General features: G+C 58.3%; 20 protein-coding genes. 7 read left to right on the forward strand and 13 right to left on the reverse strand.

What is annotated here, in order from left to right; all coding sequences use genetic code 11:
- Positions 1-46: 46 nt before the first annotated feature.
- The 3 genes from ACTRW9_RS00710 to ACTRW9_RS00720 all read right to left on the reverse strand — a co-directional run bounded on the left by ACTRW9_RS00710 (position 47) and on the right by ACTRW9_RS00720 (position 3955).
- The gene (locus tag ACTRW9_RS00710) at positions 47-1873 is read right to left on the reverse strand and encodes an NADH-ubiquinone oxidoreductase-F iron-sulfur binding region domain-containing protein (protein ID WP_442427926.1); all 1827 of its coding nucleotides are present in this window, start codon (positions 1871-1873) and stop codon (positions 47-49) included.
- Positions 1874-2322: 449 nt separating this feature from the next.
- Entirely contained in the window at positions 2323-2865 is a 543-nt protein-coding gene (locus ACTRW9_RS00715) for a hypothetical protein (RefSeq protein WP_442427927.1), read from the reverse strand.
- Positions 2866-2896: 31 nt separating this feature from the next.
- A complete protein-coding gene (locus ACTRW9_RS00720) occupies positions 2897-3955 on the reverse strand; it encodes a Vgb family protein (RefSeq protein ID WP_442427928.1) in 1059 nt (352 codons plus the stop codon).
- 256 nt (positions 3956-4211) lie between these two features.
- Here ACTRW9_RS00720 and ACTRW9_RS00725 point away from each other — a divergent pair, with 256 nt between their 5' ends.
- From ACTRW9_RS00725 to ACTRW9_RS00740, 4 genes are read left to right on the forward strand one after another with little or no spacing between them, the layout of a single operon-like run.
- Entirely contained in the window at positions 4212-5735 is a 1524-nt protein-coding gene (locus tag ACTRW9_RS00725; RefSeq protein WP_442427929.1) for a leucyl aminopeptidase, read from the forward strand.
- Between the two features lie 3 nt (positions 5736-5738).
- Entirely contained in the window at positions 5739-6224 is a 486-nt protein-coding gene (locus ACTRW9_RS00730; protein WP_442427930.1) for a hypothetical protein, read from the forward strand.
- 4 nt (positions 6225-6228) lie between these two features.
- A complete protein-coding gene (locus tag ACTRW9_RS00735) occupies positions 6229-6849 on the forward strand; it encodes a hypothetical protein (protein ID WP_442427931.1) in 621 nt (206 codons plus the stop codon).
- 60 nt (positions 6850-6909) lie between these two features.
- A complete protein-coding gene (locus ACTRW9_RS00740; RefSeq protein ID WP_442427932.1) occupies positions 6910-7236 on the forward strand; it encodes a hypothetical protein in 327 nt (108 codons plus the stop codon).
- Between the two features lie 35 nt (positions 7237-7271).
- Here ACTRW9_RS00740 and ACTRW9_RS00745 read toward each other — a convergent pair whose 3' ends face one another.
- The 7 genes from ACTRW9_RS00745 to ACTRW9_RS00775 form a co-directional block, all read right to left on the reverse strand.
- Positions 7272-8018 (reverse strand): tetratricopeptide repeat protein, encoded by a 747-nt coding sequence (locus ACTRW9_RS00745; protein WP_442427933.1) that lies wholly within the window; start codon positions 8016-8018, stop codon positions 7272-7274.
- A gap of 107 nt (positions 8019-8125) precedes the next feature.
- Positions 8126-9226 (reverse strand): redox-regulated ATPase YchF, encoded by a 1101-nt coding sequence (gene ychF, locus ACTRW9_RS00750; RefSeq protein WP_442427934.1) that lies wholly within the window; start codon positions 9224-9226, stop codon positions 8126-8128.
- A 19-nt stretch (positions 9227-9245) separates the two neighbouring features.
- Positions 9246-10664: an MFS transporter gene (locus tag ACTRW9_RS00755; protein ID WP_442427935.1), complete on the reverse strand. Its 1419-nt coding sequence runs from the start codon at positions 10662-10664 to the stop codon at positions 9246-9248.
- Positions 10665-10695: 31 nt separating this feature from the next.
- On the reverse strand, positions 10696-11013 hold the full coding sequence (bamE, locus tag ACTRW9_RS00760) for an outer membrane protein assembly factor BamE domain-containing protein (RefSeq protein ID WP_442426489.1): 318 nt from the start codon (positions 11011-11013) through the stop codon (positions 10696-10698).
- A 184-nt stretch (positions 11014-11197) separates the two neighbouring features.
- On the reverse strand, positions 11198-12730 hold the full coding sequence (locus tag ACTRW9_RS00765; protein WP_442426490.1) for an Rne/Rng family ribonuclease: 1533 nt from the start codon (positions 12728-12730) through the stop codon (positions 11198-11200).
- A 134-nt stretch (positions 12731-12864) separates the two neighbouring features.
- Positions 12865-13968, reverse strand: a complete 1104-nt coding sequence (gene rodA, locus ACTRW9_RS00770; protein WP_442426491.1) for a rod shape-determining protein RodA — start codon at positions 13966-13968, stop codon at positions 12865-12867.
- A 986-nt stretch (positions 13969-14954) separates the two neighbouring features.
- Positions 14955-15860: an RluA family pseudouridine synthase gene (locus tag ACTRW9_RS00775; protein ID WP_442427936.1), complete on the reverse strand. Its 906-nt coding sequence runs from the start codon at positions 15858-15860 to the stop codon at positions 14955-14957.
- A 102-nt stretch (positions 15861-15962) separates the two neighbouring features.
- On the opposite strand from ACTRW9_RS00775, the gene ACTRW9_RS00780 reads away from it, so the two are divergent.
- Positions 15963-16844: a hypothetical protein gene (locus ACTRW9_RS00780; protein ID WP_442427937.1), complete on the forward strand. Its 882-nt coding sequence runs from the start codon at positions 15963-15965 to the stop codon at positions 16842-16844.
- An 18-nt stretch (positions 16845-16862) separates the two neighbouring features.
- On the opposite strand, the gene moaB is transcribed toward ACTRW9_RS00780, so the two are convergent.
- The gene (gene moaB / locus ACTRW9_RS00785) at positions 16863-17381 is read right to left on the reverse strand and encodes a molybdenum cofactor biosynthesis protein B (protein WP_442427938.1); all 519 of its coding nucleotides are present in this window, start codon (positions 17379-17381) and stop codon (positions 16863-16865) included.
- A gap of 111 nt (positions 17382-17492) precedes the next feature.
- Between moaB and ACTRW9_RS00790 the strand changes: the two genes are divergently transcribed.
- On the forward strand, positions 17493-18212 hold the full coding sequence (locus ACTRW9_RS00790) for an SDR family oxidoreductase (protein ID WP_442427939.1): 720 nt from the start codon (positions 17493-17495) through the stop codon (positions 18210-18212).
- Positions 18213-18249: 37 nt separating this feature from the next.
- Positions 18250-19041: a peptidoglycan recognition protein family protein gene (locus ACTRW9_RS00795; protein ID WP_442427940.1), complete on the forward strand. Its 792-nt coding sequence runs from the start codon at positions 18250-18252 to the stop codon at positions 19039-19041.
- Between the two features lie 16 nt (positions 19042-19057).
- Here ACTRW9_RS00795 and ACTRW9_RS00800 read toward each other — a convergent pair whose 3' ends face one another.
- Complete coding sequence (locus ACTRW9_RS00800) at positions 19058-20806, reverse strand: hypothetical protein (RefSeq protein ID WP_442427941.1); 1749 nt, start codon at positions 20804-20806, stop codon at positions 19058-19060.
- A 117-nt stretch (positions 20807-20923) separates the two neighbouring features.
- Positions 20924-21613: a 7-cyano-7-deazaguanine synthase QueC gene (queC, locus tag ACTRW9_RS00805; protein ID WP_442426498.1), complete on the reverse strand. Its 690-nt coding sequence runs from the start codon at positions 21611-21613 to the stop codon at positions 20924-20926.
- Positions 21614-21649 lie beyond the last annotated feature (36 nt).

The following is a 21649-nucleotide window of genomic DNA, read 5'->3' on the forward strand; positions in this document are numbered from 1 at the left end:
AACCGCGAAGGTTCCGGGGTTTTGTTTTTTATGACTTGAAGTGCCGTCAGGCGATCGCCAGGAAGTTGCAGGCCTGGTAGCAGGCGTTGCAGTTGATGCACAGGTCCATGTCGATGTGCGCCGAAACCTTCTTGGTGCCGCCGGTGATGGCGCCGGTCGGGCATGGCTTGATGCACGCGCCGCAGGCCACACAGTCTTCTTCCTTGACCACGTAGCGGTACAGGCCCGTACACATGGCCGCGTCGCAAACCTGGTCGACGATATGCCGCTCGTACTCCTTGCGGAAATACTTGAGGCCGCTGAGCACCGATTTGACCGCCGTCTCACCCAGGCCACACAGCGAAGTGACGTTGATCTCCTCGCACATCGCCTGCAGTTTGTCGAGATATTCCATTTTTCCGCGGCCTTCGGCGATGTCGTCCAGCATGTTCTTGATGAGCGTCAGCCCGATCCGGCACGGCGTGCACTTGCCGCAGGTCTCCGACTCGTTGAAGCCGATGGAAAAACGGGTGAGGTCGATGACGCAGGCCGAGTTGTCGTAGGCCGACAGGCTGGCCTGGCCCATGATGGCGCCGGCCTCGATGAGGCTTTCGTAGTCGGTCTTGGTGTCGAGTTTCTCCGGGGGCAGGAAGCCGCCGGTGACGCCGCCGATGTGCACCACCTTCAGTTCTTTCTTTTTCAGGATGCCGCCGCAGTAATCGTTGATGATCTCGCCCACGGTGGTGTTCATGTCGAACTCCATCAGCCCGGCATACTTCAGGTTGCCGGCGATGGCCCAGGTCTTGCAGCCCGGCGAGTTCTCCGGTCCCATCGACAGGTACCAGTCGGCGCCCTGTTTCATGATCTCGGTGACCGTCGCCCAGGTCTCGGCGTTGTTCAGGTTCGTCGGGTAGCCGAAGACGCCTTTATCCGCGGAGTGCGGCGGCTGGGCTTTCGGGAACGGGCGTTTGCCTTCGACGGAAGACATCAGCGCCGTCGATTCGCCACCGATGAACGCCTCCATGCCTTCATGCACGTAGAAGTCGATGCTGAAATCCGTGCCCAGAATGTTGTTGCCGAGCAGGCCGCGCTCGCGCGCCGATTCCAGCGCCATGTTGAGGCGCCGCACGGCGATGGAGTAGTCGGAGCGGGTGTAGATGATGCCGTCGGTGGCGCCGATGGCATACGCGCCGATCAGGAGGCCTTCCAGCACCTGGTGCGGACAGCCTTCCATGATGCTGCGGTCCATGTAGGACGCCGGGTTGCCCTCGTCGCCGTTGACCATGATGTATTTGCGTTCGGCCTTGGCGTTTGCCGTTTTCTCCCACTTGTCGCCGGTGAAGAATCCGCCGCCGCCCTTGCCGCGCAGACCGGATCGCCGGATTTCCTTGCGCACCTGTTCCGGCGTCATGGTGGTCATCACTTTTTTCAGCGTCTCGTAGCCGCCGACCTTGATGTATTCGTCGATACTTTCCGGATCGATGTTGCCCCCATGCTTCAACGCGACCCGCGCCTGCTTCTCCAGCGTTTCGTAATAGTCCGGCTTGGACGCGAGCCTGGCAAACGGTTTGCCGCCCAGCACGTGATCCTTGAAAATCTGCGGAACGTTCGCGACCTTCACGCGTTCGTAGGTGACGCGCGGCTGGCCCGGGACGTACACGTCCACCAGCACGTCACGGCTGCAATAACCACGGCACCCGACCTGGCCCATTTCGCAACCGCCGCGCTCGGACAACTCCGCCGAACCCTGGTTCTCGTCGATCAGTTTCTGAAATTCCGCGTAAACGTCTTTGGCTCCCTCGGCCTGACCACTGAGGCTCATGCAGACCGTGATCTTGATGGTCCCTTTTTCCTGCTCGGTGGCCTGGGATTCTGTCGCTTCCGCAACCGTCATGGGGATCTCCTTTTACCTTTAGTTGCCTGTAAACTTTTTATATACGTAAGCTTTGAAAAAACAATGCAATCTGTTTGATTGGAATCCAGCCCAAGGGGTGGTTCCATTTGGGCTTTCAGGACTTCATACCATCTCACATTTTGCGAGATTTTTCCAGAAATTCTAGTGAGCCCACACCCCATTGTCAACCTAATCGGGGGCGTTTCTTCATGGAAAATCCCTAATTTTGCCGCAACTTGCTGAAAGCCCGCCCACCTCGGACCCCCTTTTCCCCGGAACGCCTCCGATCCCGGACATAAAATAGGCGTAACCCATTAATTTTAAATAAAATTTCAGGGGTTCGAGGGAACGCGACGGCTGGACACCGGTTCGATGGGAACACACCCCCTGCAACCGGCCTGGAATCGAGAGGCGATCGCCCACCTCATCCAAGAACGGGATCCAAAGGGTCAGGGCGCGGCGGATTCCAGTTCGTCTGCCGACACGGTGGCGAACGCGGACTTGAGGTAATTCTGCAAGGAATCGGAAAGGGTGCGCAACTCCTGGTCGGGGATGACCTGCGACAAATAGTCCTCGATCTGCCCCCGGTACAAAACCAGTTTCCATTCTCCCCGCCCGCCGGGTTGAACAAAATTGAGGCGGACCATCTCCGTCAACCACAATTCCGTCCGCGGGTCCTGCATGCTTCCGACCAGTTGAACCTCGCCCTCGGTGTGCTTGCCCTTGTCGCCGGCCGGTTTCATGCGGAGCACCTTCACTTCGTATTGCGTCTCGAACTGCTTGTCCGCCATGTTGTACGGCGGGGCGAAGCCCAGGTCCTTGAGCTTCGCCGGATCCAGCCCGGCGATGGCCGCCTCAACGTGCTGCTTCAAGGACTCCGCTGTCGCCGCACTGGCCGCTCCGGGTTTCTCCGGCTGGCCACAGGCGGCGATCCCGATCAATATGAACGCCAGAACAAAACCCCAATTGATATGCTTCGTGAGTGCAAACAAATCCACCTCCTGAATCCACCGCTTATATTCGTTATGGGATCAGTTTCCCGATCTTGTTGTTGTATTTGCCACGGAAGTACATGCCCATCTCCGCGAACCACACGTTGCCGTCGGCATCCAGCGCAAGCTGGCTGGGATGCGCCTTCGGGTCGGCCAGTGGAAAAAACGCGACGCCCTCGCTCGTGCCCGGTTGCGCTTTGTCCAGGTCCAGGCGGCCGATGCTGTCGGGTCGATTGGCGGTGAACCACACGACTTGGCGCCGGTCATCGACGATGAGGTCGTGCGGCCCCTTGCGCTCGCCCAGGTGAAACTCGACGATTTCCGGGGGAGTGCCCTGTTTGAAATCCAGGTACGCCAGCTTGCTGGCGAACATCTGCGTGAACCACACCGTGCCGTCGCCGCTTTGCGTCATGCCGTGCGGCACGGATTTCTCCGGCGGCACGGTCCATTCCTCAACCTTCCCGCTTTCGGTATTCAGCCTGCCCACCTTGTTGAAAAACTTTTTGGCCCAGAACATGCCGCCCTGTGTGTACCACACATGCGCGCCGTCCACCACCATCGCATGCGGATGCCCCTCGCCCACCGTGTATTCCTTGATGGTTCCGTCCTCCGGATTCAACCGCCCCACCTTGTTGGCGTTGAACTCGAGAAACCAGATAGAGCCGTCCGGCCCTTCCTTGATCTGGTGCGGCTCGCTGTCTTCCGTCGGGATGTCGTACTCCCTGATCTTGCCACTTGCGGGGTCGAGCCGGCCGATGCGGTTGCCCGCCATTTCAGTGAACCACACGGCGCCGTCTTCCGCCACGGTGATGTAATGCGGCTGGCTGTTGGGCTCCGGCAGTTCGAACTCGGTGATGCCGTTGGAGGTTCCGGGCCGGGTCTCGGAGGGAATGAGTCTGCCGATTCGGTTGGCGTTGATTTCGGTGAACCACACCGTGCCGTCCGGGGCGATGGCGATGTCCGCCGGACTGCTTCCGCCCGATGGCGTAATGTATTCCTCGATGGTGACCGCCTGCGCCGCCGGTGCTGACAACAACAAGCAAACCGCCCAGGCGTTCAGCCAGAACGAAATCGGTTTCGAACGCGTCATAACATGGTCCTCCATGTCGTTGGCGTGGGTGTGCCGTCATTATAGTACGGATCGAGGGCGGCGGGTTTTTGAATTTCCATCCAGCCGGTGAAGCAAGGCTGTTGGTTCCCCCACCCCCGCCGCACCGGAAAAGCACTCCACAGACAGCGTGCCCCTTTGGACACAGCCTCCGGGTTTTCCCCTTGTCTGCCTGTTTAAAATTCCATACAATCGATTCTTCATACTCCTTGAAACGTCAAACCGATTGGACCCAACCATGATCAAAACCAGTGTCAAAACGGACGATGTGCGGAAACACAAAACCGAATGCCTGATCGTGCTCTGCCCGGAGAAAAAACCCGCGGGCGTGGTGAAGGAGATCGACGGCCTGTTGAACGGGGCCATCTCCGTCGCGCACAAGGCCAAACGTTTCGAAGGCAAGCCCAACCAGACCTGCTCGTTCAACGTGATGGGACTCCTGGGCGCACAGCAGTTGATTCTGGTGGGTCTCGGCAAAACGAAGGACATCAAGGAAGAGCAACTGCGCCAGGCGGCGGGCACCGGTGTGAAACTCGCCGAAAGATCGCGGTACAAAAAGGTCGCCCTCTACCTGCCGGAAGACGATGCCGGCAAGCCGGGCAAATCGAAAAAGGACAAGTACGGCGACCCCGTCGCCCACGCGCTGGCGGAAGGCGCGCACCTCGCGCTCTACCACTTCGACGCCTACAAGCAGAAGGACGCGGACGATCCGCCCAGCCGCATCCAGGAAATCGTGTTTCTCGTCGGGTCCAGGGCGAAGGTGCCTGCATTCCAGAAGGGCGTGCAGTCGGCGGAAAGACTGGCGGAAGCGGTCATGACCACGCGCGACCTCATGACGCATCCCGGCAACACCGCCACTCCGACGTATTTGGCCAACCAGGCGAAAAAGCTGGCGCGCCAATACAAATTCACCTGCCGCGTGCTCGAAAAGAAGGACATGCAACAGAAGAAAATGGGGGCCCTGCTGGGGGTCGCCCGCGGCAGTCACGAGCCGCCCAAGTTCATCGTCATGGAATACAACGGCGGCAAAAAAAACCAGGCCCCGGTGGTGATCGTCGGCAAGGGCATCACCTTCGACACCGGCGGCATTTCGCTGAAGCCGCCGGCAAGCATGGACGAGATGAAGTTCGACATGTCCGGCGGCGCGGTGGCCATCGGCACCCTGGCGGCCGTGGCCAGCCTGAAACTGCCGGTCAACGTGGTCGGTCTGGTTCCGGCGACGGAGAACATGCCCGGCGGTTCGGCCATCAAGCCCGGCGACATCCTCACCGCTTCCAACGGCAAGACCATCGAGGTGCTGAACACCGACGCGGAAGGACGGCTGATCCTCTCCGACGCGCTGGTGTACGCGCAGAAATACAAACCGCGTGCGGTGATCGATCTCGCCACGCTGACGGGCGCGGTGATCGTGGCCCTGGGGCACGTCGCCACCGCGGTGGTCGGCACCGACGACAAGCTGATCCAGAACCTCATGGACTGCGGCACGGAGACGGGCGAACGCCTGTGGCAGCTGCCGCTCTATGACGAATTCGAAAAAGCCATCAAAAGCGACATCGCCGACCTGAAAAACATCGCCGGTGCGGGCGTTGGCGCGGGCACCATCACCGCCGCCGCGTTCCTCAAACAGTTCGTCGGCGATTTTCCGTGGGCTCACCTCGACATCGCCGGCACCGCCTGGGGATCGGAAGAAAAACCCTACGTGCCGAAAGGCGGCTCCGGTGTGGGCGTCCGCCTGCTGGTCCATTACCTGAAAAACCTCTGAGACATGATCGACTCCATCATCATCTTCGTTCACCTCATGTCCGCCGCCGTGGGGGTGGGGGCCAGTGTGTACTGCCTGTACCTGATCCTGCCCCGTTTCGACAAGCAGGAGGCGGGCCAGGCCATGGACGAAAATTCCATCACCTACAAACTGCTCGACGTGCTGGTGCCGACGGTGTTCGTTTCGGTGTTGTTGCTCGTCGGGTCCGGCATTTATTACCTGATGGAGAACTACACCGAGCAGGTGAACCTGAAGGACGGGTACTACAACATCCTCGGCATCAAGCTGATCTTCGTGATCGCCGCGTTTTTCCTGAGTGTGTACACCACCTTCGCCCTGCGCCCGCGCATCTCCGACCTCGACCTCAAACCGGAGGAGGCGAAAAAGGAAGTGGGGCCGACTCTCGACACCATGCGCACGCTCAGCCAGGTGACGCTGATCACCATTGTGTTCGCCGTTTTTATGGGAATCTACCTGGCCCGGTTTTGACGTCATGAGCGAACGCTGGCAGGAAACCCTCTCGTTCCTTCGAAACGAAGGCGGAGCGCTGAAAAAATCGGCAATGAACCGCCACGACGCTCGTTTCTCCGACTGGCATGCGAAAGCGCAGGCTTTCGTTCAGGAATTCGCCCCGAAGAAACGGCCCGCGTTCGACGAAATCCGTTTCGCCTCCGACTTCCTTCTTTCCAAACCCGAAGACGAGCAGAAAGAAATCAACGACCGCATCGCGCTGGTGAGCGACATCGATCTGTGCTTCCAACTCCTGGAACAGGTGGGGGAGACCGCCGAAGAAAACGCGAAGAAGGAAAAAGCGAGAAAACAGGCAGCGCCCGCCTCTGCACCGCCGCCTGCGGTCGGACACGTGCCGCAGCGCAACGCAACTCCAGCACCCGCTTCCGCCGGCGATTTACACGCGGTGGTGGATCGCATGGATCTTTCGTCGCGCGACAAGGCGGAAATTCTGGATGAGATCGAGCGTGTCGAGCGTGCGCTATCCAAGCCGCAACCGGACTGGGATCAGATCAAGCGCGTCATCCGGTTCCTGCTCGATTTTGACCGCACGCTGGCCATCGAGGCCATTCCGCTCATCCTCGCGCGAATGCCGAAAAGCTAGTTGTCAGTCCCCCGCATTTCCAGTACCATGACGAAGAATTACGTTTTTTGGGAGCCGCGCATGACCGACACCGAATCGCAACCCACCGAGCAAACCTCCCCGTCCCAGCAGGCGGAGTTTCTCACGGAAGAAGCCCCGGCCGCACCGCATAAGACGGAAGAAGAGATCAACCTGAACGAACTGTTTCCGGACGCGGACCAGGACCTGAACGACCTGTTTCCTGAACCGGAACTGAAAACCCTGCTCAAAAAAGTCCACAAACAGAAACACGACATCGAGGTCATCAAGGACCGGTTTATGGAAGACCACGACGACTCGTCTGGAAGTGAAGACGCGGCATCGCCGGACGAAACCGCCGGGGACACTCCTCCCCCTGACGAATCCTGATTCCTTGCTTTAATTTAAGATGATTGCCGTTCCGGTTACGGGTGTGCCGGCGGCGGGTTGTGGTAGGGATTTTTCATGCTTCTGGGCACGCGGTGGTTGTGCGTGGATTCGCCGCCCCGCTGGAGGCGTTTCAGCACGTTCTCCATGTGGTCGTACCCCATCCGGTAATTGAGCGCACCGTAGGTATCCCGCGCATGCATGAAGGACTCCATCGCTTCGGCGATGCGTTCCATCTTCCAGTACAACTGGCCCAGGTTCTCGTGCACGTTGCCGAACACGCGGTTGCCCTTCTCCTCCTTCAGTACCGCGAGCGATTTCAGGTACCAGCTTTCCGACTCCTCCAGGTCCTCCATTTTGCTGTACATGTCGCCGATGTCCTTGAGCGCCGTGGCCTGCCCCAACACGTCGTTGTTCTGCGTGTGGTACTTCACAGCAGTGAGGTAGCTTTTCTCCGCCTCATTGGAGCGGTTGGCCCACAGGTACAGGTCACCCAGCGACTCGTAGGTTCGCGCAACATGAACCCAGTCCTCCCGTTCCTCATAGATGGCGATGGCTTTCATGTAATTGTCGGCGGCGGCGTCGAACTCGCGGTAAAAATAATTGTCCGATGCCTTGTGCAGATACGCGGCGGCGGGGTCTTTGGGTTCCTTGTAAGGATTCAGCTCGCGCGTATCGGTTTTGACCTCGACGGGAAGGTCGCGGATGATGGTGAACGGCAGTCCGAGCAGAATCAGAAACCCGAATAAAAGCGCGATCCGTTTTTTGTTCAGAAACCGGGGCATGCGGACTCCAGGAGGGAATCGTCACGTCGCCTCAATTATACCTTAATGGAGAGCACGGGGTCGAACGCATTCGGCCCGATTCTGCGGGAGGTTTGATTTCTCAAAGCTTAGACGTTGAAGCGGAAGTGCAGGATGTCGCCGTCCTTCACGATGTACTCCTTGCCCTCGAGGCGCATTTTGCCTGCCTCTTTCACCGCGTGCTCGGACTTGTATTGCACCAGGTCGTCGAAGTGGAACACCTCGGCGCGGATGAAACCGCGTTCGATGTCGGAATGGATCTTGCCCGCCGCCTGCGGCGCTTTCGAGTTTTTGCGCACGGTCCACGCACGGTTTTCCTTTTCGCCGACGGTGAAGAACGTGCACAGGTCCAGAAGCTGGTAACCCTCGTTGATCATGTGATGCAGGCCGGTTTCTTTCAACCCCATCTCGTCCATGAACACACGCTGTTCTTCCGGGTCGTCGATCTCCATGATCTCCATCTCCAGCTTGCCCGCCAGCACCACCACCGGCGCGCCTTCCTTCTCCGCGATCTCTTTCGTCGCCTTCACGTGCGGGTTGTCGTCGGTGCCGGTGGGGTCGTCGATGTTGCAAACGTAGAGCACCGGCTTGGTGGTGAGCAGGTTGAGCGATTTGACGAAACGTTCCTCCTGCACCGTGGACAGCGGCAGGAATCGTGCGGGCTTCTCCTCTTCCAGCGTGCCCATCAGTTTCTGGATCAGCTCCAGCTGCCACTTGGCGTCCTTGTCACCGCTCTTGGCGGTCTTCTCCAGTTTCACCGTGCGTTTTTCCAGCGTTTCCATGTCGGCGACGATCAACTCCATGTTGATGACGTCGATGTCATACGCCGGGTCCACCTCGGGATGCACGTGCATGACATTGGGGTCGTCGAAGCAGCGGACGATGTGGGCGATGGCGTCCACCTCGCGGATGTTGCCCAGGAACTTGTTGCCGAGTCCTTCACCGCGCGACGAGCCCTTCACCAGTCCGGCGATGTCCACGAACTGGAGCGTCGTCGGCGTTTTCTTTTTCGCTTCCACCAGCTGGTTGATGGTTTCGAGACGCGGATCGGGCACCTCCACCACACCGACGTTGGCCTCCACCGTGGTGAAGGCGTAACTGCCGGACTCCGCCTGGGTTTTGGTGAGGGCGTTGAAGATGACCGATTTGCCGACGTTGGGCAGGCCGACCAGGCCACAGGTGAATCCCATAATGCGAGTGTCTCCGTTTCTATTTTCTGAACGAGTTGTGGAGGTGGTTGAACGACTTCAAAAACATGAGGCTCATCAGCACAAACAAAGCGTAGGCACTGATCCAGCGGAAAAATTCGGATGCATCCACGAAACTGAGCAGGGTGAGAAAGTACACCGCGCCGACGTTGCCGTAAGCTCCGGCCATGCCCGCCATCTTGCCGGTGAGGTCCTTGCGGATGAGCGGCACCATGGCGAAGCACGCGCCGTTGCCGGCCTGCGCCAGCATGGAGCACACCACGCAGAGCGCGATGGCCGCTGTAAGCGGCCATGCCGAAGTGATTTCGCCCATAAACCAATAACAGATCATGCAACCCAATACCAGAACAAACAAAACGCGGCGCCGGCCGATCCTGTCCGCCAGCCAGCCGCCGCTGGGCCGCGTGACCAGGTTGAAAAATGCGAAGGAGGATCCCAGGATGCCCGCTGCCGTGGCCGACAGGGCGAACGTGGTCTCCAGGTATTCGGGAAACATGGAGATCACCGCCAGCTCCGAGCCGAAGGTGAGCGCATAGACAAAACTCAAAACCACGATCTGCTGGAACGGGTAATGCCGGTCTGCGTGCAGGCCGTTTTGAAGGCGCGGCAGGTTGACCTGCAGGCAGCGGTATATTTCGAACAGGCAGAACACCCCGACCGCCGCCAGCAGCCCCCACATCTCCCAGCCGGAAAGCAACGGCGTGGACGGATGCGACAGCTTCCAGACGAACACGCCAAGCGCGCCGTACAACGGCAGGAACAACAGGACCTGCAGGACCAGGTCGCGGTAGGAAGTGACTTCGATGGTTTTTTCGAGCGTGACGGGAAACTGGGTGGCACGTTCGGGAATTTCTCGCGCCCTATGGTGATACACCCACGCCCAGACGAGGCACAGCACGCCAGAAAACGCCGTGGCCACCCGCCATCCGGTGGCGGGATCGAACGCCGCCGCGATCGGCGGCAGGGTGAACGCCGCGGCGGCTGCGCCGAAATTGCCCCAGCCCGCGTAGATGCCCTGCGCCGTGCCCATCTTCTCCGGCGGAAACCATTCCGCAATCATTTTGATGCCGACCACGAATCCCGCGCCGGCAATGCCCATCAGCAGGCGTGCGGCGAGGAATTCATGAAAGCGGGTGCATTGCGCGAAATAAAGGCTCACCGCACCGGAGAACACCAGCAGGCAGACAAACACGATCTTCGGGCCATGCTGGTCCACCAGCGCGCCGATGACAATGCGCGCGGGAATGGTCAACGCCACGTTGCACACCATGAGGATGCGGATCTGGTCCGCACTCAGCCCCGCATGGTGTTCCAGCGTGGTGTTGAAGGGCGCCATGTTGAACCATGTCAGAAACGTCAGGAAGAAGGCGATCCACGTCAAGTGCAGGACGCCCTGCTGGTTCCTGTCGAATCCGAACATGTAAGGCTAAGGGGTCTTTCTTTCGGGATGCTTATTTTGTTTCGGACTCATTCGACATGACCTGGTACTTGCGCACCACGTCGTTGTCGTCGAATTCGACGATGAGGCTTTTGCTCGTGTCGTCACCAATGGCCCGGTATACGCTTTTCTCGTAAACCCAGACGGGATGCCCGTTTTGCACGCCGGTGCGGAACGGCTCCCCGAACATGGCCTGGATATCCTGCTTGGTGGTGCTGCCCTGAGTGATGTGTTGCGTCTGCGACAGGTCAAAATCCGTACCCACGGATCCACAACCCGCAAGCAACAACCCCCCGGCCAGCAACATCGAAAACAATACATTCTTTTTCATGGCTTAACCTCCTTCCGGAAATCCAGTTTGCATTTCCTGCCTATTCCGCCTGATGGTTCCAGCAGACCGCCGAAACCGATTCGGGGTCCAAACAGGCCAACTTTCCTGACGGAATGATCCGATTCTATCACGCAGCGGGAGGCAACCCAAACGCAAGTTGGGAAGGGGAATGAAATCAGGGCATTCAGGTGATGATGTTGTATTTTTCCTGGTGCAGTTTCTGGTTGACCTTGATATTGACTTCGATCCCGTAAAACTTTTCCAGCTCGTCGATGTAGGAGGTCTCCTCCTCAAAAAGCAAGTCGTACACCGCCGGCGGGACTTCGATGGTGATGTTCTTCGGGGTGAGGTGATTTCCCACCATGCGCTGCAGGGCGCGGATGATCTCGTAGCACACCGTGGCGGGGGATTTGATGTGGCCCTTGCCTTCGCAGTAGGGACACGGGTCGCACAAGGTCTGGCTGAGGCTGCCGCGAACGCGTTTGCGCGTCATCTCGACCAGGCCGAGTTCGGAAATTTTAAGGATGTTGGTGCGCGAGCGGTCAAAGCGCAATTCCTGCTGGAGCGCGCTCCACACGATCTCTTTGCTTTCTTCTCGCGACATGTCTATGAAATCGACGATGATGATGCCGCCGATGTTGCGCAGCCGCAACTGGTACACGATCTCCTTGACCGCCTCCAGATTCGTCTTGAGGATGGTCTCTTCCGGATCGGAGTGGCCGACGAATTTTCCCGTATTGACGTCGATCGCCACCAGCGCCTCGGTCTGGTCGATGGTGATGAAGCCACCGGACTTGAGCCATATCTTGCGTCCCAGCGCACGGTTGATCTCGATCTCGATGCCGAAGTAGTCGAATATGGGAACCGATTCCTTGTACAGCTCGATCTTGTCCACCAGCTCCGGCAGGTAATTCGAACAGAACTCGATGCACTTCTCGTAATCGGATTTGGAATCGATGACCAGTCTCTGCACGTCCTCGTTGAACAGGTCGCGGATGGAGCGGAAGATGAGGTTGAGGTCTTCGTACAACAGGCTGGGCGCCGGTTCCGTTTCCACACGGACTTTCAGGTTGTCACCCAGCTTGTGCAAAAACTGGATATCGGTTTCGAAATCCACCTTTTGACGGCCCTGGCCGGCGGTACGGATGATGTAGCCTTCGCCCGGGCGGCCGATTTCACCGATAATGGCTTTCAGCCTTTCTTTTTCATCCTCATTTTCGATGCGCCGGGACACACACACCTGGTCCACCGTCGGCATGTAAACTATATGCCGACCGGCCAGGGTGATGTATGAGGTGATGCGCGGGCCCTTGGTGCCAAGCGGGTTTTTTGCCACCTGCACCATGATCTCCTGCCCTTCGCAAAGCAGGTCCTGTATGGGAATGTGGTCCATCGAGCGGGTGGGGGACACGGTTTCTCCTTCCTCGTGCCCATCCTTGTCCTCGTTGATGTCCACCTGGTTGGGGTTTTCACCGTCGTCGAGAAGGTCACCCGCATCGATGTCGCCCACATAGAGAAATCCCGCCTTCTCCAGGCCGATGTCCACGAAGGCCACCTGCATGCCGGGCAGGATCTTGGTGACCACCCCTTTATAAACGTTGCCGACGATGCCCCGCTTCGCCTTGTGCTCGACAAAAATTTCCACAAGCTGGTGGTTTTCCACCAGGGCCACGCGGATTTCCCGCTGATTGGAATTGATGATGATTTCGGATGCCATAATTTTAGTGGAAGCCCGGAAGCGTCTTCCGGCCTTCAGACCGATTTTCGTCGTGTGAGGGAGAGCGGAAAAAGTATATCACGCTCGCAAACGGTTAATTGCGATTTTTTGGTTTAAAAACCAATGGGTTGAAATCAAAGGACATTTCGCCGCATTTCAATATTCAATAGCAATCCCAGCGCAAAAAACGTGGTGATGAGCGACGAACCTCCATAACTCATGAGCGGCAAAGGCAGCCCCGTGACGGGAAACAGGCCCACCGTCATCCCAATGTTGAAGATAATATAAAACGAAATCGCGGCGACAATGCCCAATCCAAGAAACACCCCAAACCGGTCCGCCGCTCGATATGCAATGTTGAGCCCTTTCAACACCAGTATCAGGAACAGTGTGAGCAGGACCATCACTCCCAGAAACCCCATTTCCTCCGCATAAACGGAAAAGATGAAGTCCGTGTGCTTTTCAGGCAAAAAGTTGAGACGGCTCTGAGTTCCCGCGTACAACCCCTTGCCCCAGAACCCCCCGGAACCCACCGCGATCTTCGACTGGATGGTATGGTAACCCGCACCCAGAGGATCGAGTTCCGGATTGAACAGGGTCATCACCCTCTGCTTCTGGTAGTCCTTCATCAGAAACCAGGTGAGCGGAGCGAGGATCAATACCGAAGCCCCCAGCCGCCAAAGGGTTCGAAACTGCATTTCGGCGGCCACCACAAAAACAAAGAAAATAAAGAAGATGATGAGGGCGGTCCCGAGATCCGGCTGCAGGGCGATCAACCCCCCGAGCACCGCCGTCAACAAAAACGGCACCACCAGGTCTTTCAACTCGTATTTTTGCCCCTGGGGTTTGGCTTCTTCAAAATATTTGGCGAGGATGATGATGAGGGCGTATTTCGCAAACTCCGAGACCTGTAAGGTGAGGGGACCCAAATGGATCCACCGCTGGGCGCCGGAAGAGACTTTACCGAAAAACAAAACGTATAAAAGGGCCAGCACCATGCCTGCGTAAATCAACCAGGCGTAACGGCTCCATACCCGGTAGTCCACAGCCACGGCGATGAACATGGCCACCAGGCCGATCAGAATCCAGTAAATCTGCTTGAGATACAGGCCCCGGAAGAAGGTTTCCACCCGGGTGTGATTGGCACTGTGGATGGTAATCACCCCGATCCCGGCAATGACCAGGATCAACAGGAAATACCAGAGATTGAAATGGGAAAGCAGCCTTCGGTCCATCATACTTAATCCAGAAAAAATCCTAGCAAATTGGAGGCGGGGAGGACACGACCTTAAAAAGCAGATTTACGAAACACCCCTAAAATGTAGCGTTTTTACGACTCTTTGTAGGATTTAATATTGTGGATAAATCTGCGGGTCTTTATACTGACTTCCTCTTGAAAAACATTGCGGCCCCCTTTTCTTTTCCAAGCAAGTAACCCCTTATAAATCAATTATAATTGTTTTTGCTTAGAATGTAATCGTTATTCCCTTACCCCTTTGTTTTTTTAAGTTTGTAGTGATACTCCCAAAGTTATCCACAGTTTATACACAAATTTTGTGGATACTGCACTTCCGTTCTCAAAAATCACATAGGCAATTAAAATTCAGCGGACTAAAATGAGACCAGCAGGTTTCTCTTTAGGGACTGGGGAAATTTCACCCGGCATACCGGAAAACCCCTAAAAATAGAGCTCTCCGGACCCACCGCATTTTGCACGCCTTAAATCCTGCTTAAATAAAGGCCTGAATGAGCGTCAAATTTTTGATTACCCTCTCAAGCCCATTTTAAAGCACCTCGGGAAGGCATGGAATGCAACCTGGATTATCTCTTTTGGCATACGCCCGGCAACCGCAAAATCCGCATGACAAATTTTTGGACAGCCTTCCCGAGTTCATTTGTGGGGCCCTAAAGCAGGCTTATAGAAAAAGAGAGAATAATTGTGAATAACTTAAAAAAATCAGCCTAAAAAAGGGGCATATTTAAACCATTGGGAAAACCATTGTATTTAGCAGGGTTTAATCATTGGAGTTGGATTGGCGCAATTAAAAAAAAATTACTTTTTTTGAGTAATAATAGATGACCCCCGTGTTCTACTCACAGGTTTTCCACAACGTGGCTCAATTCCGTAAAAAAAATTGCGAGCCCCCCGTTTTCCACCCCATGTATAGAAAAACCGAAATCTTTCAGGTTTCGACCAACTTAGAATATCCTATATATGCAGAATTCAGGAGTCCACCCACTTCGCCAGGTCTTCCGGGAAGGGTACGGTCCAGTCACAACCCTCCCCGGACTGCGGATGGGTCACTTGCAGCCGGTGGGCATGAAGGGCCTGCCGGTCCAGACGCGGGACCGAAGCTCCGCGCAGGTGACCGTACAAACGGTCTCCAAGGATAGGATGGCCGATAGAGGCGAGGTGTACCCGGATTTGGTGAGTTCGGCCTGTCCTGGGTTCAGCACGCACCAGCGCGTACTCCCGGAATTGTTTTTCCACGGCGTAGTACGTTTGCGCGTCACGGCCCCCATCATTCAATGCCATTTTCTTGCGATGCACCCGGTGCCGTCCAATGGGCGCCTCGATCCAACCCGATGCCGGCTCGACCTTTCCCTTCACCAGCGCGAGGTACACCTTTTTCACCTGCCTTTCCTGGAACTGCTTTAGCAGATTCTCCAGCGCGGTCGAAGTTTTAGCCACCAGCACGAGACCCGAGGTGTCCTTGTCCAGCCGGTGCACGATGCCCGGACGCTCCACCCCGCCAATGCCGGAAAGGTCCTTGCAATGATGCAACAACGCATGGACCAGCGTGCCGGTGGAATGACCGGGAGCGGGATGGACCACCATACCCGCCGGCTTGTTCACCACGATCAGGCTCGCGTCCTCGTACACGATGTCCAGCGGAATGGCTTCCGGGCGCACGTCCAGCGGTTCCGGGTCGGGAACCGTCAATTCCACGCAGTCGCCCGTTTTGACTTTATAATTGGACTTGGCAATGGAGCCGTTGACCCTTACCCTGTGAGAGTCGATCAGTTTTTTTATGTAGGATCGGCTGATGTCTGCCTGCACTTCCGTCAAAAACACATCCAGTCGTTTCGAAGCGCAGGGAGAGTCGATGTCGTATTCAAAGTGTTCCACGGCAGATTCCTGTCATAGCGGTTCACCGCGCCATTTCGGCCCTTGTGAGAGGGACATAGGGTGAACGGGTCTTATCATTGTACACGGAACAGGAGGCAGAAGATGCGGTTCTCCATTATCGCGACCCTGGCGGCGGCCTTTCTGTGCGCCGGCCTGTTTGCAATCCAAACTGGCATTGCCGCCGATGCCAACCGGGTGTTTGTCACCCAGGTCGAGGACACGCGCACGACCGGAGACCATTTCGGCCGCTGTGAGGTGGAGCTCACGGTCATGGGACCGGCGGTTTCGGATTCCGCCGGCATTTACGACGTGAAGGTGGGCTACGCCGTGGACGACACGGGCCGCATCCTGATCTCAGACCAAAACACCCGGGGCGGTTTTTTCAAGCACAACAAGGATCGGGAGTCGAAACTCACTCACGACGTTCAGTTGAAAAACCCGAACCGCTCCGCCCGGTTTATACAGATCCTTCGCGGCCATGTGCTTCTTTTCCGGCCCTCGGCCTCCAATGGAGGGCAGGTAGAGGTCCGGGGATTCATGCAGAAACCGGGTGAGTGGATTCAGGATCCCGCCCTCGACGCCTCCGACATCCGCATCATGTACATCACCAAAGAAACACTGGAAAAACGGAAAGCCGAGCAGAAAAAGAAAATGATGGAAAGCGACGAAATGGAGAAGTTCGGCCAGCAGTTGGGCGACGCCATGCTCAAGATGATCGAGGGCCTGTTCGGCGGCATGATGAAGGATTACAAAAACAGCCTGAACTTTATCGTGGAGGATCCGCTGCAGCGGGTGGTCGACATGAAGTTTCTGGATGCCGCGGGCAAGGAGATGGACACCGCCTCGCGCAGTCACTTCGGTGAAGTGCGCGCTTACAGTTTCAAGGAGCAACCGTCGCCGGCCACGCGCATGGTGCTGTACCTGGCCTCCCCGGATTCCATCCAGCGGGTGCCGTTCGATCTCAAAAACATCGCCCTGCCCTGACCCGCCGACTCTTTCCGGCTATTTCTCCAGAAGGCGCGGCATCAGCTCCACCAGGTTGCACGGCGGGTTGTTGCTGTTGAGCTGGTACACGAGGATGCCGTCCCACGCGTCTTTGCAGGCCCCTGTCGAGCCCGGAAGCGCGAACAGGAACGTGCCGTTGGCAACCCCTCCGGTGGCGCGTGACTGGATGGTCGAGGTCTTGATGTTCTGGTAACTCAGCCAGCGGAACAGTTCGCCGAAACCGGGTATCGATTTATCGTACAGCGCCTCGAACGCTTCCGGCGTCACATCGCGTCCGGTCACGCCGGTGCCGCCGGTGGAGATCACCACGTCCACGTCCGGCGACGCAATCCATTCCTTCAGCTGTTTCTGGATGAGGTCGATCTCGTCCTTCACGATCTTCCGGTCCACCACCTTGTGGCCCGCTTTCTCGGCGCGCTCGGCCAGCGTGTTGCCGGACTTGTCGTCGGCTTCGGTGCGCGTGTCGGAAACGGTCATGATGGCGATGTTCACTACTTTACCCGCGGGTGCATCCATTTAAGTATCTCCTTGGTTCGATGTTGAGGGAATAGTACCAACCCGGTGCGTGCGCTTTCAATTCCTTTGTGCGGTATGGTATAACGAACCTTTCTAAACAGGGGAGAACGCATGCCCACAGCCATCGTCACCGGAGCCGCCGTGCGCATCGGCAAAGCCCTGGCCTTCCGCCTCGCGGACCGGGGTTACGACCTCGCCGTGCACCACTACCATTCCCAACCGGAAGACGTGCTCGCCTACGCGAAGTCGAAAGGAGTGAAGGCGAAAGCGTATTCGGTGGACCTCACCGACCTCGCCGCCGCGGAAAAACTCATCCCCGATGTGCTGAACGATTTTCCCGACGTCGAGGTGCTGATCAACTCCGCCGCCAACTTCATCCAGCAGAACATCGAGGCCACCACCAACGAAACGCTTCACGACACCCTGCACCTGAACCTGATGACGCCGTATCTTCTGATGCGCGAATACAGGCGGCGCGTGAACCGGGGCCTCATCGTCAACATCCTCGACGAACGCATCAACAAGAACATCCCCACCTTCGCCGCCTATTCCGTGGCCAAGGTGGCCCTCGCCCACGCCACGCACCTCGCCGCGGTGGAATGGGGCGACACGGTGCGGGTGAACGGCATCGCTCCCGGACTCATCCTGCCGCCGCCCGGCCACGGCGACGAGTACCTCACACGCAACGCGCCCTACGTGCCGACCAAAACCCACGGCAAGGTAGAGGACATCATGCACGGCCTCGATTACCTGCTCACCAGCCGGTTCGTCAACGGCGAGGTGCTGTTCATCGACGGCGGCGAATCGAAAGCGCGGCGCAGTCCGCAGTAACCCCCCCCTTCCCCTTTTTTGCGAAAGGACCGGAACCATGGAAGAACAACTGCTGGAACGTCTGGAAGCGGCGGCGCTGGCACTCAAAATCCAGAAACCGTTCGACGGACGCACCACCCTCCCCAACAACAAGCAGGGAAAGAAATGGAAACGCCGCGATCCGGAAGCCCTGCAGGGCATGGTGTGGCACCAGGAACTGGGCTGGGGGTCGATCGAAGCGGTGGCGCGTTACCATACCGGACGCGACAGCCACCTGCACGCGGGTGGGGTGGAGTCCATCGCCTACACCTTCGCCATCCGCAAGAACGGACAGGTGGTGCTGTGCAACGATCTCGACCGCGCGCCCTGGTCGCAGGGCTACGCCGGAAGGAAAGGCGACGAGAACGCGGAGTTTCTGTCGGTGATGTTCGAAGGCTTCTTTCAGGGAACGGGGGTGGACGATCCCAGCGCCGGGCACCCCAACGACCGGCAACTGCTCTCCGGCCTCATTTTATGGAGAATCTGCCAGGACCTGTGGAAGTGGAAGGCGGGCGACCTCTATGGCCATTTCCTGTTCGGCAAACCCGCCTGCCCCGGTGACACGTTGCAGACCGTGGTCGAAGCGGTGCGCTTCAACGCGCCCAAAAAGCGAAAACGGAAATTCACCACCGTGCGCCAGCGCCAGCAGGGACTCAAGGATTGCGGGTTTTATAAAGCGAAGGTGGACGGGCTTTGGGGGCCCGGCTCGCGCGCCGCGTTGATCGCGTTTCAAAAGGAATGCGGCCTCGCCGCCGACGGGCTGTGGGGACCCAACACCGAAGCCGCCCTGCTGGAAAAACTGGAGGAATGAACCGGGTGCAACACGGTTATATCCGCGACCGGGCGATGGGCACGTCGGCGTCTTTCCACGCCTTGTCGAACCTTTTCTGCACCTGCTTGGCATCGGCGGTGCGGCCCTGCCCTTCCAGGCTCTGCTGGAGCCCCTTCAACGACCAGCCGTTTTCGCGGTGCCGGTCGAGGTCTTCCCGGTACACCCACTCGGCCTCTTCAAAACGGCCTGCCTCCAGCAGAACCCAGCCCAGCGACTGCCGCGCCGGGTAATACCACGACGGAGGTTCTTCATACGTGAGTGCGTCTTCCAACTCCACCGCTTCCTCCAGATGCTGGACAGCCGCAGACATGTCGCCGTGCTTGTAAGCCAGTTCCCCGGCCAGAACTTTGGCCGCTATTTGCAACAGGTGGGCCGTGGTGTTTACGTCCCAGATGGTCACATCCAGCAGGAACGGGTGTTTGGCCTGCCGCTCCAGCATGCGCAGTTCCTGCTCGGCCTCGACAAGACGCCCCAGCGCCGCCAGCGCCCGCCCGCGCGCGTAGTGCCACACGCCTTTCGGGTATTTGAGTTCTGAATCCGGCGACGGCTGGGTCAGGATTTCATCCCACTGCCCGAAGCGCACCATGAGGTACAGCGGCATGATCCAGAAATGCTGGAGGGTGCCGTATCCCGGCTCACGCATCTTTTCGGCATCCACACTCTGCGCCAGCTCGAAAGCCTGCTTGACGGCGACACGGCTCTGCCCGGACTCCGCCAGCGCGATCACCAGAAAGTGCCGGTTGTGCGGCATGTAGGCAAGCGGGTAGAGGCCTTCCGGATGCGCGTGCGCTTTATACGCCTCGTCGTGGCCGATGGCGGTGCGGTTGACCTCCGCCGCATCCGCGTAGCGGCCGATGCGCATGTAGATGTGCGCCGGCATGTGGAGCAGATGCCCCGCAGACGGCGCGAGGCGACGCAGACGGTCGGCGCTTTTTTCGGCGCGTTCGGGATGCGGCGACGCTTCCACCGCGTGGATGTGCAGGTGATTCGCCAGGAGGTGATCGGGGTTGAGGCGCAGGGCGTCATCGAGCGCGGCCAGGATCTCGGGCGTGTAGGGTTGTGGCGAACCGTCCTCCTGCCAGTACTGCCACGGATGCAAATCCATCAACGCCTCGGCCAAAAGCCCCTGCACCAGCGCGTCGTCGGGGTACTTCCGCGCCACGCCGCGCATGGCCTGCGCGTAGGCTGTGTCTAGATGCGCTCGGTCGGGAATGGGGTCGGGACCGTAGCGGTGCACCAGCGCTTCGATGAGCGCCCGGTTGCGCGGACGCGCCTTGTGGCGCAGCTGGTACGCCTTGCGCGCCAGGCTGAAGGCTTCATCGACGGACGACTGCTCCATCGGCGCGTTGATGTTGGGTCCGAGCACATACGCCGCGCCCCAGTAACAGGCGGCGCAGTTGGGATCCTTTTCCGCCGCCTGCTTGAACAGCTTGTTGGCCTCGGCGTGATTGAAACCGAAGGTCAGCACCATGGCGCGATCCACCAGTACCTGCACGCTCTCGACCCTGGTGTCGATTTCAAGATGATGCGCGTCCGACGGACGGATTTGTTTTTTCGTTGCCGCGGATTTCATTTTGGGTGGAGGCGTGGCTTTTTTCTTCGGCTGGGTGACCGCCGTTTTTTTCTCAGGACCCGTCACCGCCTGCGAATCCGGCTCCACCGCGTCCGGTTTCGTCTCCGGTCCCGCGCAGGCCACGGTCATGAGTACCAGACCCAGCGCCGCCGCTTGCCATTCGCTTCGCATCGTCCCCCTCCTTCCGCATCCCGATGAATCAGGTTTCCCGAACTGAGAAGAATTGTAATGACAGCGGGCAAAAATTCCAATGCCTATTGTGGCGGATTTGGTTTGAACGGCGTTAAGTCAGGCGCCGCGTTGCAGGAGGGGATCCTCCACCCCGGCTTCATCGAAGCCTTTTTTGCGCAGCAGGCAGCTGTCGCACCCGCCGCAGGGCACGCCGCCGGGTCTGGGATCGTAACAACTGTGGGTGAGGCCGTAATCGACGCCCAGCTCCAGTCCCTTCTTGATGATCTGGGCCTTGGTCATCTCGATCAACGGCGTGTGGATGGTGAGCCGTTCCGTCCCTTCCACCCCGGCCTTGGTGGCCAGGTTGGCCATCGTCTCGAACGCTCGAATGTATTCCGGGCGGCAGTCCGGGTAGCCGGAGTAATCGAGCGCGTTGACGCCGAGAAAGAGGTCGTGCGACCCGGTCACCTCCGCGTACGCCAGCGCGTAGGAGAGAAACACCGTGTTCCTGGCCGGGACGTAGGTGATTGGGATCTCCCCCGCCATCTCCGCCGCGCTTCGACCCGTCGGCACGGCAATGTCGGCCGTGAGGGCGGAGCCGCCGAACTGGGCGAGGTCCACCGAAACCACGCGGTGGTCTTTTGCGCCAAACACCTCCGCCACCACCGCCGCCCGCTCGAGCTCGATCCGGTGCCTCTGCCCGTAGTCGAAGCTGAGGGTAAACGGTTGAAATCCTTCATTCCGCGCGATGGCCAGCACGGTCGTGGAGTCCAACCCCCCGCTGAGTAGTACAATTGCCCGTTTCATGGTATTTTTTTATCCCCTTTACCCGGTTTCGCTGGT

The sequence above is a fragment of the Nitrospina sp. 32_T5 genome (genome assembly GCF_052156635.1).
GTDB lineage: Bacteria > Nitrospinota > Nitrospinia > Nitrospinales > Nitrospinaceae > Nitrospina.